Source organism: Stenotrophomonas sp. 2201_Sma (assembly GCF_056486685.1).
Genome location: NZ_CM151329.1, coordinates 139605 through 157732 on the forward strand (window position 1 = coordinate 139605; position 18128 = coordinate 157732).

Genomic DNA, 18128 nt, shown 5'->3' on the forward strand with positions numbered 1-18128 from the left:
GCCAGTCTCCGGCGGGGCCGCCTGGGGGTCCAGCGGCAGGGCATCATTCTGCCAACCCCATCGCATTCAGTCATAAAGTGACACCGTCCGCGAACGCGCAGGACCCGGCTCAGGCCATGCCGGGCGGCGCCTGCAGGGCGAGCAGTTCGCGCTCCTGTGCTTCCTCGCGGACCAGCCGCTGCAGCAGCAGGGCCAGGGTCACCACGTCCTGGTGATTGTGATCGGCCACCCGGCGCAGGTTCACCGCGTCGCCGCCGCGCAGGAACCGCAGCCACGCGCCCGGTGCCTCCGATCCCGGCAGATCGTCTTCGCGGATCACGCGCAGCAGCTGGCGCTCGACGGTGGACAGCCTGCAGTTCTCCCAGGTGCCGCGATAGCGGCGGCGGGTCGGATACAGCAGGTCGACATGGTCCAGGGCACTGATCGGGTCGCGCTGGCGCGCCAGCCGGTAGCGCGCCTTCAGCAGGGGCGCATCGTAGCTGCGGCCGTTGTAGCTGCAGAACACCGTGGAGGGCTGCAGCCAGCCGGCGAAGGTGGCCAGCATCGCCTCTTCGGCGGCCATCGTCGATATCAGCAACTGGCGGATGCGCAGGCCTTCGCCGCGCTGCGGGCAGGTGTACCAGTCGGCAGCACCGATCATGAAGGCGCGGGTACCGGTGCCGCCGGCCAGCCCGGTGGTCTCGGTATCGAAGAACAGCAGGTCGTGCGCGGCCACGTGCTCGTTCTCGCGCCGGGCGAACGCCAGCGACAGGGGAACCTTCGGAACCGGCTGCGGCTGCAGGGATTCGATCAGGAACAGGCCTGGCGAGATCTCCTCGCCCGGCAGCCGCCGGTCCTGTGCGGTCGCGTGCAGGGGCGCTGCGCTGCCGCGTGTGCGCAATCCCAGCAGGCGATGCAGGCTGCCGACGTGGGGCTGCCGCAACGGTGGCGTGGTGGGGGCGGGTGTCTTGGCGGCCGGGCCGGTCGGCTTGTGGCGGATCTCCTGTTCAACCCAGGCGAATACCGAGCGTTCGGCCGGTGGCTGCCGTGCATCATTGGCCGCTGCCGGGACGACCGCTGCGGGCGCCGCCGCCGTGACAGCCGGCGGCCCGGCCTTCGGGTCGCCCGCCTGCTTCCGCAGCAGACGCAGCTTGTCCAGGCTCAGGCTCACGGTGCCAGCAGCTCCACGGCGCCACGGGTGGCGGGCACCGCATCGGGCACGTGCTGGCAGGCGTCGGCATCGAACAGGTCCAGCACGCGCAATGCCAGTGCGCGCGGCGAGGTCTCGTCCTCCTCCTGCGCCGCCAGTACCGGGCCGACGCAGGCCGGACAGCCCGCCGTGCAGTCGCAGCGCTGCACGAGTTCGCGCGCGCGCTGCACCAGCTCCGCCTGGCGCTGCCACAGGGGTTCACTCAGGCCGACGCCACCCGGGAAGTTGTCGTACAGGTACACGGTCGGCACGAACACCTGCAGCAGCTCGACCGCGCCCGGATCGCCATCGCTGCCGCGCAGCTGGCCGCGGCCGCTCTGGTCGGCGACCGCGAACCATGCACCGTCGCCATTGCCGACCGACTTCTGCAGATCGCGTGCGTCGGCCATCACCGCTACCGTAGCGACGATGTGCAGCGCGTAGGCGGCACCCAGGAAGCCATCCAGCGCGTCCTGCCGGCTGGCGAACGCACGCAGCAACAGCGCCTGCGGGAGCTGCCACCACACTGCGGTGGTGTGCAGTTCCTGGTCGGGCAGGTTGACCGGGCCGTAGCCGATGTTCTCGTGGGTGTAGTACCGGATCTTCTTGTAGCCGGCCACGCGGCGCACCACGTGCACCTCGCCGTGGTGCGAATCGCCGCGCCCGGCCACGCCGCCGTCGAAACGATCCAGCACCTTGAGCTTGGTGAAGTCGATGCTGTCGGTGTAGTAGTCCACGTGGGTGCGGGTGACGTAGGCCTTGCGCCCCTCCCAGTCCAGCGTCTCCACCTGGTACGGCGTGGACTGCACCATGTGGATGGCGCCCTCGTACAGGGTCAGCGCGGCGGCGGAGTAATCGACCTCGGCGATGATCTGCTGGCGGCCGTCGCTGCGGTCGACCACCACGAAGTTGCCGTCGGCCACCGCGCGCAGGCTCACCGCGTTGGCCGGATAGCTGTCGGCGATCCACTCCCAGCGCTCGCCCTCGCGATGGACCACGTCGGTCTCGGCCAGGGCTTCCAGGAACACCTCCGGATCGATCGGGCCGAAGCCATCGCCGACCCGGAACGGCAGCTCGAATGCCGCGCAGCGGATGTGGTCGAACAGGATCAGTGGCTGGTCCGGGGCGATGCGCGCATGTTCGGGCGAGGCTTCGGCGAAGAAGTCCGGATGGCGTACCACGTACTGGTCCAGTGGCTGCGAACTGGCCACCATCACGCCCAGCGCGGGCTGCTGGCGGCGTCCGGCGCGGCCGAAACGCTGCCAGGTGGCGGCCACGCTGCCCGGATAGCCGTTGAGGATCACCACGTCCAGGCTGCCGATATCCACGCCCAGCTCCAGCGCCGAGGTGCTGACGATGCCATCGATGCTGCCCGCGCGCATGGCGCGTTCGGTCTCGCGACGCTCGGTGGGCAGGTAACCGCCGCGATAGGCGCGTATGCGCGGTGGCTTGCGCGGATCGTGGTCGAAGATGTCCTTCAGGTACTTGGTCAGCACTTCGACCATCAGCCGCGTCTGCGCGAACACCAGGGTCTTGAGGCCGGACTTGATCGCGATGCGGGCGATGCGGTTGCTCTGCGAACGCGCCGATGCACGCAGGCCCAGGTCCGGGTTGATGACCGGCGGGTTCCACAGCAGCACCTGCTTCGGTCCGCTGGGCGCACCGGACTCGGTGATGGCGGTGACCGGTGCTTCGATCAGGGCCTCGGCATGTGCCTGCGGATTGCCGATGGTGGCCGAGCACAGGATGAACTGGGGTTGCACGCCATAGAACGCACAGATGCGCTTGAGCCGGCGCAGTACGTTGGTGACATGGCTGCCGAACACGCCGCGGTAGGTATGCACTTCGTCGATGACGATGTAGCGCAGGTTCTCGAAGAACTGCGCCCACTTGGTGTGATGCGGCAGGATCGCCTGGTGCAGCATGTCGGGATTGGATACCACGATGTCGCCATGCAGGCGGATCGCCTGCCGTGCGTCCCCGGGCGTGTCGCCATCGAAGGTGAACGCCTTCACCCCGAGATCGCCGGCGCGGTTGAGCTCCAGCAGTTCGGCCACCTGGTCCTGCGCCAGCGCCTTGGTGGGGAACAGGTACAGCGCCTTGGCGTTGTCCTGCATGGCCGCGCTGACCACCGGCAGGGTGTAGCACAGCGACTTGCCGCTGGCGGTCGGGGTGACGATGGCCACATGCTCGCCGCGCTGGCTGGCCTCCCAGGCCTCGGCCTGGTGGCTGTACAGCTGTTCGATGCCACGTGCCTTCAATGCGGCGGCAAGGGCCGGCGGTACCGATTCCGGAATGGGCGCATATCGGCCCTCGCGGCCGGGGATGGCAAAGCTGCCGGTGATGCGGTCGTGGTAGCGGCGCTGCAGGCGCGCGCTGAGCAGGGCACCGTCGCGGGCGGGCAGACCGTCGCGGGTCGCGAGTTGCTGCTCCGCGTCGGCGGTGCGCTTGGCGAGTTCGTAGGCCATGGGTGCACGGATTCCAGGGGGGCACATGGCACCACAGATGGGTCTCAGGATGTGAGACCCCGCAGCGGGACGGAGTGAACCGTTCAGTGCGCGGGCGGCAGCCGGACGTCGAATCCAGTGAAACGCCTGCCGCGTGCGCCGGAACAACGGGCTGGCCCGCCTCGAACAAATGACAGGTGCACCTCGCGGGCGCGGACGTGCAGTCCACTTCAGCGCGGGCTGAACAGCGCGCGCCGTTCCAACGAAATCTGAAGCCGCCATCCGTATCCTCAGGCGAAGGACGCAACCAACAGGGGCGGTAGGGGTGGCACGACGAGCAACGCAGGGAGCACTTCTGGCCGGCCTGGTGCTGGCCGGTACCGCGCAGGCGCAGCAGGCGCCATCACCCATATCGGCGGTGCCCGAACCCGGGCAGACCGTCGCCGCACCACCGGAGCCTGTCGCGACCACCGAGGGCACGCCCGCGCAGGGCAACGTCACCACCCTCGGTGAAGTGCGCGCGCTGAAGCCTGAAGACGATCAGCCACTGGATCTGTACCGCTTCAGGAACCCGGTGAAGATCGAGAACAACCGCTTCAGCCGCAACTGGAGTGAACCGCCGACGCCCGAGCAGGTGAGCATGGCCGGCGGCTACGTGATGATGGGCGTGGTCAAGGGCCTGCTGGCGGCGGGCAAGGGCTTGAACAAGATCACCGGGGGGCCGGATCAGATCCAGTCCGCCATCGCCCGGCCACCGCCGGAACTGAGCGCGGAACAGCAGCGGCGCGCGCTGCAGTTCTGTGCGCAGCAGGAGGGTTGCGGTGGTGCACCGCCGCTGAAGTGAGCGAAGGATGGGGGGAAGCTATGCCGTACGGGCAACGCCGGGCGGCCGCCGTTCCAGCCACCACAGCAGCGACGCACACAGCACGAAGGCCAGCCACCACGGCCAGCGTGATCCCGGTACGGGCTGCGTCGCCTGCGCCTTGACCGGTGCGGAGGTGGCCAGGGCCTGTGCCGTCGCATCGATCATTCCCTGCCGGTGCAGCGCCGCTGCATCCGTCCTGTCGAACACATAGCGCCAGTAGGAGCGTTCGCCCTGCTGCAGCCGGTGCCAACCGGCCTCGCGTGGCCACCAGCCGGCACAGCGTGCGCTGCCGGTGCCGCCGTCCACGATCAGCGGCACCGACGCGCCCCGTGCATCGAACACCTGCAACGGCGCCCGCACATCGCACAGGGCCTGTCGTTCCCCGGCCCACGCAATCGGCTGCGGCGACCACGGCGCGGTGCTGCCGCCCTGCGCGCGCGCCAGGGTGCCGACCACGTCGCTCCACAGCTCGCCATGGCGATCGTCGCGGCCGGCCAGCACCCAGCGCCACGTGTCGGTCAGCGGCAGCAGGCCGATGCGACCCTTGCCGGCATCGCGCCAGCCTCCGATGGCAGCGCCGCTGCGGTCGTGCAGCAGTGCGGTGGTGGCAGGCACCTGCAGCGCAAGCTGTTCCAAGGTGGGCAGCGCGGCGGCATGCGAATCGCGATCAGCCTCTTCGCCATCGCGGGTAGGCAGCGTGCCCGACGCCAGCGGACCGCGTCGGGCTGCCAGCATCGCGCTGTCACCATCGCCGGGCAGCGTGACGCTGCGGCTGGCGCCATCGCCCTGCACGGGCAGGCCGAGCTCACGCAGGCGTTGCCGCGCTCCGGCCGATGGCACGCCGGCACTGCGGACCAGCACGCCCAGGCCCTCGTGCATGGCCTGGCGCACCGCTGCGAGCTGGCCACTCCCCAGCGTGGCCAGGCTGCGCTCGTCCAGCAGCAGCAGGTCGGTGCGCGCCAATGATGCCGCGTCCAGACCAACCTGGCCTGCGCTGATGCTGAGGCCGGCGCCGGTGTCGGCCTGCATCTGCACGTCGATGCCGGCATCGGTGGCCCAGCGTCGCAGGTATTTCAGTTCGGGTCCCGGCGTGCCGGCGCGGATCTGCAGGCGGACCCGCGTGGCCGGCAGGGTCTGCTGGGGTACCGGAACGGTATCGACGACATGGCCTTCGCCATCCAGCAGGCGCAGGCGGAACACGCTGCGGCCTTCGGCACGGGCCACGCCACTCAGTCGCACCCGTCCGTCCTCGCCCAGCGGGGCACGATCGATCACCGTGTCAGCCGGGTCCAGCAGCTCAGCCTGCGCACGGGGGACGCCGCGGGCCTGCGCCTGCACGTCGAAGCGAGCGCCAGGGGCGACATCCGCGGGCAGTTGCAGCGCGGTCCAGCCGCGAGGGGCGGGCGGTGCCTGCCAATGGACCTGCGCGGGCAGCGTGGCGTCGCGGTCGCGTGCCTCCAGGCCGGCGCCGACCAGGGTCAGCCGCGTCGAGGGATGCTGGCGCAGCGCCGTCGCCAAGTCCGGCACACGCGTCGCGCCCGGCACCTGGGCGGCTTCGGGCAACAGGATGAGCGGTCCCTCGCTTGCCGGCTGCGCGCTGGCCCTTCCGGCATCGGCACCCAGCACCACCAGGCCCGCAGCGGGCTGCTGCCGTGCGGGCGGCAGCAGGCATGCGTACAGCAGTGCAGCGGCGATGACCTGCAGGCCGAGCACGGCCGACAGCGGGCCATGCGGTCGCACCGGTGCGCGCAGCTGGCGCGCGCTGGCGACGAACACGATCAGCACCAGGACAAGCGCGATCCACAGAGCCGGTGCCGACAGGTTCATGGCTGCGCCTCCAGTGCATCCAGGTATCGCTGCCCCATTGCATCGGCCGCGCTGCGACGTGTGGCCTGCGGCACGGGGCGCTGCAGCGCCCTCCACAGCTGTGCCCGCAGGCGCTGCCGGCAGTTGGCACAGCCCGGCTCGATGCGCAGCTGTTCGATGGCGGCCGCCAGGTCGAGCGCATCGGGCAGGTAGGCCGCATTGCGCTGCTGCCAGCCCGCCAGCGCGTCCAGATCCGGCGTGCCGTCGCCGTCGCCCAATTGCTGCCAGGCCTCGACGATGGCCGGGTCCGGTGCCGTGCGTGCCGTCAGTGGCAGCTGTCGGCTGGCCAGCCCGGCGCGGTCACCGCCCAGGCGCCGGCCCTCATCGATGGGCGGCAGTTCCGGGCCGACGCGGGCCAGGTAGATGCGTTCGGCCTGCTGGACCTGCTTGATGAATCCCAATGCCTTGTAGGCGTAGGGCAGCGCCTGCTCCGGGCGCCCCTGGCGCAGCTCGCCTTCGGAGGCCCACATCTGGTCGAGTGCCGCCTTCAACGTCGCGCGGGTCTGCGGATCGAGCAGGGTCGCCGCCTCGGCGTGGTCGTGCGTGTGGCCATACTCGGTCAGCACGTCCGTGGCGCTGCCGAACACCGGTGGCGTCTCGGCGTTGCCTGCGTTGCCGCCGTGGTCGTGGCCATGCGCGTCGTGGTCGCCGGCCTGCGGCTGCGCCGCGTGGTCGTGATCATGGTCGTGATCGCCGTCGTGGTCGTCTGCGGTGGGGATGTCACTGGTGGGCAGGTCGCTGGTCGGCGGTGGCTTCGGCGCGCCTTCGCTCTCTTCGCCAAGGAACTGGCCGTAGCGCAGGCGCAGGATGCGCTGGTCGACGCCGATGGCGTCGCTGCGCTTGACGAAGTCATCGGCGGCCAGGCTGCGCCGCTGGCGGATCAATGCCTCCGCATCCAGGATGATCTGCCGTTGGCTGCGGAAGTAGGCCGGCAGGGTCTTCTTGATGCGGCCTTCCAGCTCGGCGCCCAGTACCGCCTCGCTGCTGGGCAGGCGCAGGATCACGCTGCTGCTGCGGCCGGTCTGGGGCGTCGGGGCATGGTTGTCGCGCACTTCCAGCTGGGCGATCACATCGTTGCCGGGCTGCGCTCCCAGTGCGCCCAGATCCAGCGTGTGAGCGAACCGTCGCGCCGTTGCTTCGCCACTGCCGGTGAGCTTCACGCTGCGCTGGACGAAGGTGATGTTCTCGCCGCTGCCCTGGGTAAGGGTGATCGACAGGCGGGCCTGCGTGGCCACACCGTGATCGTCGCTGGCCTCGAAGCGCAGTGCCCACTGGCGCTGCCCGGGCGTGCCCAGTACCAGGCTGGCAGCGGGCTCCAGCACGCGTACGGTCGGGGCGCGGTCCGCCACCACGTCCAGGCGGTACAGGCGTGTCGTGGCCAGTGCCGGTTCGCTGACCACGCGGTACAGCACCGGTGCACGGGCCACATCCTGCGCCTGCCACTGGCCGTCGCGTTCGGTCAGCGGCACGCGCCGGCCATCGTGGAACTGCAGCCATGCGCTGCGGGGCGCACGATCGAAGCGCAGCGACCACGCCAGGCGGCTGTCGGCGGCGACCTTGGCATCGAGTGCGTTCTGGTTATGGGGTGGTTGACCCGTATAGGCCGGAGCCTCGATACGCAGGCGGGCGGACTGCAGCTGCAACGGGCCCGCAACTGCCGGGGCAGCGGGGCGCGACGAGGGCACGCCCGGCATGGACGGACCGGACCGTGGCCAGCCCAACGCAAGCAGTGCGACGGCGATCCCCCCGACCCAGCACAGCAGCAACGCGCCGCGCGGCCAGCGCGGACGCAGTTCCGGCATGGCGCGTTCGAGCGCGGCCTGCACGTGTGCGCGCTGGCGCTGCTGCAGCGGATTGAGTGCGGCAGGATCGGCGAACAGCAGGTCGGCGCTGTCTTCGCTGGCCCCGCTGCCGTCAAGCCGGCGCTGCACCCAGCGGCGATCCAAGCGGCGGGCACGGACCGTGGCCAGCACCGTGCAGGCGAGCAGAGTGGCCGTCGCAACGATGCAGGCGATATCGAAACCGCCCAAGCGCAGTGCAAGCGTGGTCGCGGCCAGCGCCCACGGCAGTCCCAGCAGCAGAGTGATGGCGCCGCTACGGCGCCGTGCGCGCTGCCAGGCGCGTTGCAGCATCGTCATGCGGGCAGCCTCCGCTGCGCGCTGCTGGCCATCCAGCGCTCCAGTGCAAACAACAGCACGATGGCCAGCAGCAGCCAGGCGGTGGGCTCACGCACGGCAGGCGTGGCAGCCGGCAGGGCGACCTGGCGCGGTGCGTGATCCTGCGCATCGCCTGAGCGCGGCGGCGGCGCGGGTTGCAGCGCCTGCAGCAGGGTGTGCGGCAGGCGGGCATCGCGCAGCGCGGCATTGCCTGCGGCATTCCATTCGCCGGGCAGGAACAGCAGGCGGCCGTGGCCAACGCGCTGCTGCCACAGCAGCGTCGCGCCTTCGGCGTCGCGCAGCAGCGGGCGTGCATCCGCTGCCGGCCGGGCGGCGGTCAGCACGCTGCCACCGTCCTGCAGCCATGCCTGCCAGTGAGCGGGCAGCGCATCGGCGCGGCTCCAGACACCGACTTCACCCGAAGCGGGCAGCGCATCCGCAGGCAAGGCGGGCGCGGGTGATCGGGTGCCCCATGCGCGCTGCAGCGCAGCCAGCCAGCGCTGTGCTGCGGCCGGGGCATCAGCGTGCATGCGCAGTTGCGGCAGCGGGGTGGGCGCGGCCGTTGCAGCGGTCGCACGGGGATGTGTCTGCCATTGCACCGCCCGCGAGAGCTGCAGGCGCATGCCGTCGAGGCCGGGCAGCGGATCGGGCACGTGCACGGTCAGCGCGGTGCCGGTCGGCAGCTTCGCATCCAGTTCGCGCAGCAGGCTGGGCAGGGCCACATCCGTGGCCGGTGGTGGCTGGTCGATGGTGGGGAATCCGGGCGCAAGCCAGCGCCAGTTGTCGTCGTCGGCAGGAGCGCCGGCATGCAGCGCGGTCGCATCCAGACCGGGTGCGACGACCGTCCATGCGCCGGTAGCCGGCGCCGGTCCGGTCAATGCCGGCCGCGCCAGCAGCACGGCCAGCGCGGCAAGCAGCAGCAACCGCACCAGCAGCAGCGGCCAGTCATCGAAGCGGACGCGCTGGCGCGGGCGGATCCGTGCACGCAGCCAGCGCAGCGCGGCGAAGTCCAACGGCGTATAGGGATGGCGACGCGCGAGATGGATCAGCAGCGGCAGCAGCCACGCCGCCAGTGCGGCCAGCCCGAGCGGAAACAGCAGGCTCACGCGCCGCCCCCGCGGCCGAACAGCGCCTGCAGCGGCTGGTCCACCGGTTGATCGAGCCAGCCGGTGGCACTGGCGATGCCACTGGCCTGCAGCCGCAGGTGCAGTGCCGTGTGTGCAGCAGTGAAACGCTGCAGGTAGTCGGCGCGGATCGCCGCGCCATCGCCGAGCAGTTCCTCGCCGGTTTCAGGGTCACGGAACCGGTGGCCGGCATCGAACGGGAAGTCGCGCTCGTCAGCGGTCAGCACCTGCAGCAGCAGTACCTCGCGGCGTGCACTGGCCAGCTGCTCCAGCAGCACGATGCCGGCGTCATCAAAGCCATCGCCGATGGCCAGCAGCAGGTCGCCCGGGCGAACGCGCTCCCACAGCGGGCGCAGCGTGTCACGGGCGGGCCAGCCGCCTCGTGGCTGCAGGGCATGCAGTTGCAGGTGCACGCGGTCGCGCTGGCGTGCGCCCTGCGCTGCGGGTACCAGCTGCAGGCCGTCGCCGGTGACGGTCAGCAGGCCGAAATGATCGCCCTGCTGCAGTGCCAGCTCGCAGACACAGGCGGCCAGCATGCGCATGTGATCCAGGCGGCTGCGTGCCGGCGCGCCACGGTCGGACTGGCCGGCCGATGCGGTGGCATCGAGCAGCAGCCATACCGTGATCGGGCTTTCGCGCTCCGACTCGCGCACGAAGAAGCGGTCCGAGCGCGCGTACAGTTTCCAGTCGATCTGGCGCAGTTCATCGCCGGGTTCGTAGGCGCGGTACTGGGCGAATTCCAGGCCGGCGCCACGACTGCGGCTCGCGTGCTGGCCGATGCCGCTCGCGCCGCTGGCCAGACGTGGCCGCAACCGCAGTGCGCGCAGGCGCGCTCGCAGTTCGGGAGGCAGGACCAGCGTGCCAGCACTCACGCGTGGATCACCCCGGGAACGGCACGGCGTGCAGCAGGGCGGCGACCACGTCGTCGGCGCGCTTCTGTTCGGCTTCGGCGGCGAACGACAGCAGCAGGCGGTGGCGCATCACCGGTGCAGCCAGGGCCTGCACGTCCTCGCGGGTGGCGGCGAAGCGGCCCTGCAGCAACGCGCGCGCCTTGGCCGCGAGCACCAGCGACTGTCCGGCGCGTGGTCCCGCACCCCACTTCACCCACTGGTTGATCGCCGCGGGCGCTTCCGGCCCGGGTCGGCTGGCACGCACCAGCCGCGTGATCCAGGCCAGCACATCGGGGCTGACGTGCACCTGGCGCACTGCCGCCTGCAGGGCGATGACCGCAGCGGCGTCCATCACCTTCGGCACCGCCTCGCCGGCACCGCCGGTGGTCTGTTCCAGGATCTGGCGCTCCTCGGCCTCGCTGGGGTAATCGACCAGGACGTGCAGCAGGAAGCGGTCCAGCTGGGCCTCCGGCAGCGGATAGGTACCGGCCTGTTCGATCGGATTCTGCGTGGCCAGCACGAAGAACGGCGCGGGCAGCGCATGGGTGGTGCCGGCATAGCTGACGGTGCGTTCCTGCATGGCTTCCAGCAGCGCGGCCTGGGTCTTGGGCGGCGTGCGGTTGAGCTCATCCGCCAGCAGCAGATTGGTGAAGACCGGCCCCTGCTGGAAGCGGAAGTGACGATGGCCGGTGCCGTGGTCTTCCTCCAGCAGCTCGGTACCCAGAATGTCGCTGGGCATCAGGTCCGGCGTGAACTGCACACGCCGGAACTGCAGCTCCAGCGCCTGCCCCAGCGAACGCACCAGCAGGGTCTTGCCCAGGCCGGGCGCGCCTTCCAGCAGGCAGTGGCCGCCGGCCAGCAGTCCGATCAGCAGCTGCTCGACCACCGTGTGCTGGCCGACCACGGCACGGGCCAGGGCGGCGCGCAGATCGTGCAGGCGCGGCAGCAGGGAATCGAGATCAGGGCGGGTCATGGGGGGCTCTCACTCAATTGTTCAATGCGTACATCACGATGTTGACGCCGAAGCGCGTGTTGTCCTCGGCCAGGAAGCGCTTGTTGCGCCAGTCGTAATCCCACTCGCAGCCATAGTCCTTGTTGCTGTACAGCACGCCCAGGCGGCCATCGACCTCGATGCCCTTCAGATAGTCGTGCACCAGATCGTCGCCCCAGCCGTTCAGCTCGAAGCTGGTGGCCGGTGGTCCATCGGGGAAGCGGAAGAAGCTGCGGTACAGCGCGTGGCTGTTGGGCAGCTTCTGCAGCGCCCGGGGCCCGAACAGGCGGCCCATCTGCGCCTCGAAGGAGGTTGCGAACAGGCCATCGATGTCATGGTTGCAGTCATCGACGAAGACGAAGCCCCCGTTGCGCACGTAGCGCACGAAGTTCTGCCGCTCGGCGGCGTTGAATTCCACCAGCGTGTGCCCGGCCAGGTAGCAGAAGGGGGCTTCCAGCATGCGTGGGTCGGCCAGTGCCACCACGTGTTCCTGCGGGTCCACGCGCAGCGAGGTGTAGTCGATCAGCGAAGTGATCAGGTTGGCCGGCATGCGCGCGTCCACGTCCCAGTCGCCCGAGTCGTACTGCAGGCGGGTGAACCAGAAGTCGTAGCGCGAACTGCGCGGGCCTGCCTGTGCCCAGGCCGGAAGCGCGGCCGCCGAAGCGGCAGCAGCCAACCAGCGCAGGCAGGCCCGGCGATCCATCAGACGGCGTCGGACAACGAGGTGAAGGTGAAATCGCGCAGCTTCATCGGCGGGATCATCATCACGAAGCTCGACTCGTCGCCGGCCACGCGCACCGGCTTGCCCAGCTCTTCGATGTTGTTGAGCATGATCACCGGCGATTCGTTGAAGCGGAAGTTCTTCACCGGGTGCTTGATCTGGCCGTTCTCGATGTAGAAGGTGCCGTCACGGGTCAGGCCGGTCAGCAGCACGGTCTGCGGATCGACCATGCGGATGTACCAGGTGCGGGTGACCAGGATGCCCTTCTGGGTGCCACGCACCAGCTCGGCGGTGCTCTTCTCGCCGCCGCTCATCAGCAGGTTGCCCGGCGTGGCCTTGGCGGTCTTGCCCTGCTTCTGCGCCCAGAAGCGCGAGTAGTCCAGGTTGGCCACCTTGCCGTTCTCGATGATGGCCAGGCGCTCGCGCGGCATGCCCTCGTTGTCCCACGGCAGCACCGGCGCTTCCGGGTGCCACGGATCGGCATACATGTTCACGCGCGGGTCGTAGACCTGCTCACCGAGCTTGTTGCCGCCGCCCTTCTTCGACAGGAAGCTGCGGCCTTCGTCGGCCGAGCGCGCACTGAAGAAATTCATCATGAAGCTGATCAGGCCTGCGGCCGCCGCCGGCTCCAGGATGACCGTGTACTTGCCCGGCTCCAGCGCCTTGGCTTCGGCCGACTCGGTGGCCTTGCGCATGGCGATGCGGACATCCTGGTCGGCCTTGAAGTCCGCCGCGTCCTTCAGGTTGCGGCCGACCCAGCCCGATCCGCGGCCGTCCTCGGTACGCACGGTGCAGGTGTAGTCGAAGTTGGTGGTGCGCTGGTAACCGAAGTTGCCGTTGCTGTTGGCAGTGGCGTAGAAGCCCTGGCCATCTTCAAGGAAGCCGGCGGCAATCAGTCCGTTGCCACGGCAGGGCGCGATCGAATCGGCGGCCACCTTGGCGCGGAATGCCGGATCGATGGCGGCGGTGGACTCGCTGAAGGTCGGGCTCGGCCGGTAGGTCTGCTTGCCGATGGCGGGCATGAACTCCGGGTTCTCCGGTGCCAGGCGGGCCAGATCCTCGGCGCGGCGCACCACGCGTTCCAGTGCGGCGTCGTCGAACTCGTTGATCGAGGCGGTGCCCACTCGCTTGCCGAAGGCCACGGTAACGGCAAGCTCGGTGTTGTCCACGATGCCGCTGGTGGAAACGTTGTTCAGGGCGAAACGGATGTTGCCGGCGATCGATCCCGCCAGCACGGCGGTGCATTCATCGGCCTTGGACAGGGCGATGACCTTGTCGAGGATGGCCTTGGCCTGGGCTTCGGTGAAGATACTCATGGTGTAAGGGCTCCTGACCGGTCAGCCGAGGCTGCGTGCGGTGTTGATGACATTGATGCCGTTGAAGCGTGCGGTCGACGAGCCGTGCGAAACCGCCGAGACCTGGCCCGGCTGGCCCTTGCCGTCGAAGAACGAGCCGCCCAGGCGGTAATCGCGTTCGTCGGCCACGGCGGTGCAGGCGTTCCAGAACTCCGGCGTGCGGATCTGGTAGGCCACGTCCTCCAGCATGCGGGTGATCTGGCCGTTCTTGATCTCGTAGAACAGCTGGCCGCCGAACTGGGCGTTGTAGCGCTGCTGGTCGATCGAGAACGAGCCGTCGCCGATGATGTAGATGCCGTTCTCCACGTCCTTGATCAGGTCCGGCACGCTCAGCGGCGTCTTTCCCGGCGCCATCGACACGTTGGCCATGCGCTGGAACTGCACGCTGGACCACGAGTCGGCATAGCAGCAGCCATCGGACTCGGTCTTGCCGAGGATGTGGGCCTGGTCGCGGATGGTCTGGTAGTCGACCAGCTTGCCGTTGCTGATCAGGTCCCAGCGCTTGCACTTCACGCCTTCATCGTCGTACGCGACCGCGCCGAGGCTGCCCGGCTGCGTCTTGTCGGCGAACACGTTCACCAGCTCGCTGCCGTACTGGAAGCGCTGCTCGCGCTTGTCCAGGGTGGCGAAGCTGGTGCCGGCATAGTTGGCCTCGTAGCCGAGCACGCGGTCCAGCTCCAGCGGATGGCCGATCGACTCGTGGATGGTCAGCCAGGTGTGCGACGGGTCCAGTACCAGGTCGTACTTGCCCGGCTTCACCGACGGCGCCTTCAGTTTCTCCTGCGCCTGCTTGGCGGCCGCGATGGCGTCCTCCTTCATGTCGTAGGAGGAGCTGTAGTTGACCACGCCGTTGGGGCTGACGACCTTGCCGGCGGCGGCGCCGTCCAGATACTCGTAGCCCAGGCCCATCGGCGCAGACAGGCCTTCGCGGCTGCGGAACTTGCCACTGGTCTTGTCGATGGCGGTGACGGTCATCGGTGCCCAGATGCGGTGCACGTCCTGGTCGATGTAGGAGCCATCGGTGGACGCGAAGTACTTCTGTTCATTGACCAGGAACAGCATCGAATTGACGAAGCTGGCACCGGCGCCGATCGCTGCGGCATTGACGTCCAGCAGCAGGTCGACCTTCTCCTTGATCGGCACCTCCATCGCATTCTTGCGGATCGGCGTGCGCCAGCTGACCTCGCCCACGCCGGGCGTGCTGGCCAGCTGCACCGGCGCGCTCTGCACGCCAGCGTTGGCCTTGGCGATGGCCGCAGCCTGCTGGGCGGCCCTGGCCACGTCGGCAGTACCCAGTGCGTTGGTGGCGGCGAAGCCCCAGGCACCGTTGACGATCACGCGGATGCCCACACCGGTGGACTCGGTGTTCACCACGTTCTGCACCTTGTCTTCGCGGGTGATCACGAACTGCCGCAGATAGCGGCCGATGCGCACGTCGCAGTAGGTGGCGCCGGCACTGCGGGCGGCCTGCAGGGCAGCATCGGCCAGGCGCTTCTTCAGCGCGGGGTCAAGGCTGGACTGCAGCTGCTCGGCGGCGATCACTTTGCCGAAGAAGGACGGCACGATCAGGCCGCCCGCGGTAAGCCCGGTCAGGGCCAGGAAGTCACGTCTGTGCAAGGCTGCTCTCCATGAACGATGGGGTGGCTCAAGCGCCGAGACTGCGCGCGGTGTTGATGATGTTGATGCCGTTGAAGCGGGTGGTGGACGAACCGTGCGACACCGCCGAGACCTGGCCCGGCTGGCCCTTGCCGTCGAAGAACGAGCCGCCAAGCCGGAAGTCGCGTTCGTCGCAGATGGCCGTACAGGCGTTCCAGAACTCCGGCGTGCGGATCTGGTAGGCCGCGTCCTCGACCATGCCGGCGATCTTTCCGTCCTTGATCTGGTAGTACAGCTGGCCGCCGAACTGCGCGTTGTAGCGCTGCTGGTCGATGGAATAGGAACCACGGCCGTGGATGTAGATGCCGTTCTCCACGTCCTTGATCATGTCCTCCACACTCAGTGGCTGCCTGCCCGGCGCCAGTGAGACATTGGCCATGCGCTGGAACTGCACGCTGGACCAGGAATCGGCGTAGCTGCAGCCATGCGACGCATCGCGGCCGAGGATGTGTGCCTCATCGCGCGTGGCCTGGTAATCGACCAGGATGCCGTCGCGGACCAGGTCCCAGCGCAGCGTCTTGACGCCCTCGTCGTCATAGCCGACGGCACCGAGGCTGCCCGGTTGGGTCTTGTCGGCAAAGAAGTTGACGATGTCGCTGCCCCAGCGGAAGCCAGCATCGCGCTTGTCCAGGGTGGCGAAGCTGGTGCCGGCGTAGTTGGCCTCGTAGCCCAGCACGCGGTCCAGCTCCAACGGATGGCCGACGTTCTCGTGGATGGTCAGGAACAGGTTGGAGGGATCCAGTACCAGATCGTACTTGCCGGGCTTCACCGACGGCGCCTTCAGCTTCTCGCGCGCATGCCGCGCCGCTGCGATCGCATCTTCAACCGGATCGTAGGAGTCGCGGTAGGCGGTGATGCCGCCGGGCAGCTGCACCTTGCCGCGCGCGTCGCCATCGAGGAACTCGTAGCCCATGCCCATCGGCGAGGACAGACCGGCGCGGGTACGGAACTTGCCGGTGGCCTTGTCGATGGCGGTGGCCGTGAAGGGCAGCCAGATGCGATGGATGTCCTGATCGATGAACGAGCCGTCGCTGGAGGCGAAGTACTTCTGTTCGTTGACCAGGAACAGGGTGGAATTGATGTAGTCGGCACCGGCGTTCATCGCCGCCGCATTCAGGCTCAGCAGCAGGTCGACCTTGTCCTGGATCGGCACCGCCATCGCGTTCCTGCGGATCGGGGTCTTCCAGTTCACATCGCCGACGCCGGTGACCGGTGCCAGCTGCACCGGCCGGCTCTGCAGGGGGGCGTTGGCGCGTGCAATGGCGGCGGCCTGCCCGACGGCGGCCAGGACCGCGGCGGGGGTCTGCTCGCGGGTGGCGGCGAAGCCCCATGCACCGTTGACGATGACCCGGATGCCGATGCCGGACGACTCGCTGTTGGTGACGTTCTGCACCCGCGCTTCGCGGGTGATCACGGCCTGGTTGAGGTAGCGGCCGATGCGCACATCGCAGTAGGTCGCCCCGGCCCGCTTGGCAGCGGCCAGCGCGGCCTCGGCCAGCACCTTCCTGCGGGCCATGTCGCCCGGTTCGAGCAGCTGCTCGGCGGCGATCAACCGCGCGTGCGGCAGCAGCAGGCCGGCCATGCCCAGACCGGATAAAGCCAGGAACTCACGTCGTTGCACAGCGCTCTCTCTCACTCGCGTGCGGCCGGCAACGGGCCAAGCCGATCACGTCAACTGCTCGACTTTCGCCAGCGGAGGGCAATCAGCACAAGTGACTGCAGTCATGGGTGGGGCGCGGCAGGGCTTGCCGCCCTGCGCCTGCTGGAATCAACGTCAACGTCAAAAGCGGGCATTCCGTGGGATGGCGGGGTGGGTCCGGTTGCGGGGGACGGCGTGAATACGTCCCTGTAGCCTCGGTCGCGCCATCCATGGCGCTCACGCCCCCGCAACCGGACCCACCCCGCCTTCGACAGTTGGCCGGTGGCCAGCAGATCCACGTCATGCGTGGATGAAAGCTGTTGGATATCGAATCACATTCCGGGGTCAGATCCGTTCTCCTGCGGAAAACGGATCTGACCCCAAGAGTATTTCCGACAGATCGCGGCCAACTGTCGAAGGCGGGGCGCTGTGGGTTTGCGGGGTGTGAGCCGCATGGATGCGGCGACCAAGCCCCCATGGACGGGTTCACGGCGCCCCCGCAAACCCACAGTGCCCCGCCATCCCACGGAATCCCGCTTTTGACGTTGATGTTGCTTCGGTGGGTGCAGGGCGCAGCCCTGCCGGACACCCTCCCTCGTGCACAATGGTCCGACCCCGTCCGGATGCCATCCCGATGTCGAGCAAGCCGTATTCAGAAGCCTGCGAACGCAACCGCGAACCGATCGCTGCCGCGCTCGATCCGTGGATGGGCGACCGCCACCGGGTACTGGAGATCGGCAGCGGCACCGGCCAGCACGCCGTGTTCTTCGCCGAACGCTGGCCCTGGCTGCGCTGGCAGCCCAGCGACCACCCGGACCATCTGCCGGGTATCGAGGCGTGGCGCGCCGAGGCGGCACTGCTGAACCTGCTGCCGCCGGTGGCGCTGCAGGTGGAACTGCCACCGGCAGCAGGGCTGTCGGTGCCCGAGGGCAGTCTGTTCGACGCCGCATGCAGTGCCAATACGCTGCACATCATGAGCTGGGAGCACGTGCAGGCGCTGTTTGCCGCGTTGCCGTCGGTGCTGCGACATGGCGCACTGCTGGCGGTGTATGGCCCCTTCAACTACGGCGGCCGCTACACCAGTGACAGCAATGCGCGGTTCGATGAGTGGCTGAAGGCGCGGGATCCGCGCAGCGGCGTCCGCGATGCGGAGGCCGTGCAGGCGCTGGCCGCGGAAAGCGGCTTCACCCGCCTGCGCGATGTGGGGATGCCGGCCAACAACCGCCTGTTGGTGTGGCGGTTGGGCTAGG

General features: G+C 69.0%; 13 protein-coding genes. 2 read left to right on the forward strand and 11 right to left on the reverse strand.

Going from position 1 to position 18128, the window contains the following annotated elements:
- Nucleotides 1-109: 109 nt before the first annotated feature.
- Together ACZLIF_RS00575 and ACZLIF_RS00580 are read right to left on the reverse strand one after the other, a co-directional pair.
- On the reverse strand, nt 110-1150 hold the full coding sequence (locus tag ACZLIF_RS00575; RefSeq protein ID WP_128987674.1) for a ribonuclease H-like domain-containing protein: 1041 nt from the start codon (nt 1148-1150) through the stop codon (nt 110-112).
- Nucleotides 1147-3636: a DEAD/DEAH box helicase gene (locus ACZLIF_RS00580; RefSeq protein WP_065182089.1), complete on the reverse strand. Its 2490-nt coding sequence runs from the start codon at nt 3634-3636 to the stop codon at nt 1147-1149. Before ACZLIF_RS00580 ends, ACZLIF_RS00575 begins: the two co-directional genes overlap by 4 nt.
- 304 nt (nt 3637-3940) lie before the next feature.
- On the opposite strand from ACZLIF_RS00580, the gene ACZLIF_RS00585 reads away from it, so the two are divergent.
- Complete coding sequence (locus ACZLIF_RS00585; protein ID WP_229765778.1) at nt 3941-4459, forward strand: hypothetical protein; 519 nt, start codon at nt 3941-3943, stop codon at nt 4457-4459.
- A gap of 18 nt (nt 4460-4477) precedes the next feature.
- Here ACZLIF_RS00585 and ACZLIF_RS00590 read toward each other — a convergent pair whose 3' ends face one another.
- From ACZLIF_RS00590 to ACZLIF_RS00630, 9 genes are read right to left on the reverse strand one after another with little or no spacing between them, the layout of a single operon-like run.
- The gene (locus tag ACZLIF_RS00590) at nt 4478-6307 is read right to left on the reverse strand and encodes a hypothetical protein (protein WP_128987675.1); all 1830 of its coding nucleotides are present in this window, start codon (nt 6305-6307) and stop codon (nt 4478-4480) included.
- A complete protein-coding gene (locus ACZLIF_RS00595; RefSeq protein WP_128987676.1) occupies nt 6304-8484 on the reverse strand; it encodes a hypothetical protein in 2181 nt (726 codons plus the stop codon). Before ACZLIF_RS00595 ends, ACZLIF_RS00590 begins: the two co-directional genes overlap by 4 nt.
- Nucleotides 8481-9608, reverse strand: a complete 1128-nt coding sequence (locus tag ACZLIF_RS00600) for a BatA domain-containing protein (RefSeq protein WP_128987677.1) — start codon at nt 9606-9608, stop codon at nt 8481-8483. Before ACZLIF_RS00600 ends, ACZLIF_RS00595 begins: the two co-directional genes overlap by 4 nt.
- Nucleotides 9605-10498 carry a DUF58 domain-containing protein gene (locus ACZLIF_RS00605; protein WP_065174124.1) on the reverse strand — a complete coding sequence of 298 codons (894 nt, stop codon included), beginning with the start codon at nt 10496-10498 and terminating at the stop codon, nt 9605-9607. The genes ACZLIF_RS00600 and ACZLIF_RS00605 overlap by 4 nt, the downstream gene beginning before the upstream one ends.
- A gap of 7 nt (nt 10499-10505) precedes the next feature.
- Complete coding sequence (locus ACZLIF_RS00610) at nt 10506-11489, reverse strand: AAA family ATPase (protein ID WP_128987678.1); 984 nt, start codon at nt 11487-11489, stop codon at nt 10506-10508.
- Between the two features lie 13 nt (nt 11490-11502).
- Nucleotides 11503-12210, reverse strand: coding sequence for a DUF4159 domain-containing protein (locus ACZLIF_RS00615; protein WP_128987679.1), 708 nt, complete (start codon nt 12208-12210; stop codon nt 11503-11505).
- Nucleotides 12210-13544, reverse strand: a complete 1335-nt coding sequence (locus ACZLIF_RS00620; protein WP_053515946.1) for a TldD/PmbA family protein — start codon at nt 13542-13544, stop codon at nt 12210-12212. Before ACZLIF_RS00620 ends, ACZLIF_RS00615 begins: the two co-directional genes overlap by 1 nt.
- Before the next feature lie 21 nt (nt 13545-13565).
- On the reverse strand, nt 13566-15200 hold the full coding sequence (locus ACZLIF_RS00625; protein ID WP_128987680.1) for a TldD/PmbA family protein: 1635 nt from the start codon (nt 15198-15200) through the stop codon (nt 13566-13568).
- A gap of 28 nt (nt 15201-15228) precedes the next feature.
- On the reverse strand, nt 15229-16860 hold the full coding sequence (locus ACZLIF_RS00630; RefSeq protein WP_164972332.1) for a TldD/PmbA family protein: 1632 nt from the start codon (nt 16858-16860) through the stop codon (nt 15229-15231).
- Between the two features lie 652 nt (nt 16861-17512).
- Between ACZLIF_RS00630 and ACZLIF_RS00635 the strand changes: the two genes are divergently transcribed.
- A complete protein-coding gene (locus tag ACZLIF_RS00635; protein WP_128990199.1) occupies nt 17513-18127 on the forward strand; it encodes a DUF938 domain-containing protein in 615 nt (204 codons plus the stop codon).
- Nucleotide 18128 lies beyond the last annotated feature (1 nt).